The organism is Jatrophihabitans lederbergiae, from assembly GCF_031845305.1.
In the GTDB taxonomy this organism is placed as follows: domain Bacteria; phylum Actinomycetota; class Actinomycetes; order Mycobacteriales; family Jatrophihabitantaceae; genus Jatrophihabitans_A; species Jatrophihabitans_A lederbergiae.
In genome coordinates this window covers 1-255 of record NZ_JAVREH010000260.1, presented here as the reverse complement: position 1 = coordinate 255, position 255 = coordinate 1, and the positions used below count along the sequence as shown (strand labels likewise).

Below are 255 nucleotides of genomic sequence, written 5' to 3'. Positions count from 1 at the left end.
CCGCTCTTCTTGGGCGAGTAGCGCGGTTTGGCTGTCACGTTGGCTGCTCACAGACACGTACTCACCCAGCGCCATCGAGACGGCGCCGGCGACGAGTCCGGCGAGACCGGCGGTGAAAATGGGTCCACGGGAGGAGGTGGCCCCAGCCACTCCGACGACGATCCCGGCAACGGACACGATTCCGTCGTTGGCACCGAGAACGGCGGCTCGTAACCAGTTCAGTTTGCCCGCGGTGCTCTGCGCATGTGGCTCGTC

The 255-nt window shown here is 65.9% G+C and carries 1 protein-coding gene; it reads right to left on the bottom strand.

Going from position 1 to position 255, the window contains the following annotated elements; genetic code table 11:
- Nucleotides 1-255, bottom strand: a 255-nt coding sequence (locus RM423_RS25200) for a VIT1/CCC1 transporter family protein (RefSeq protein ID WP_396327888.1), incomplete at both ends; no start/stop codon positions are given.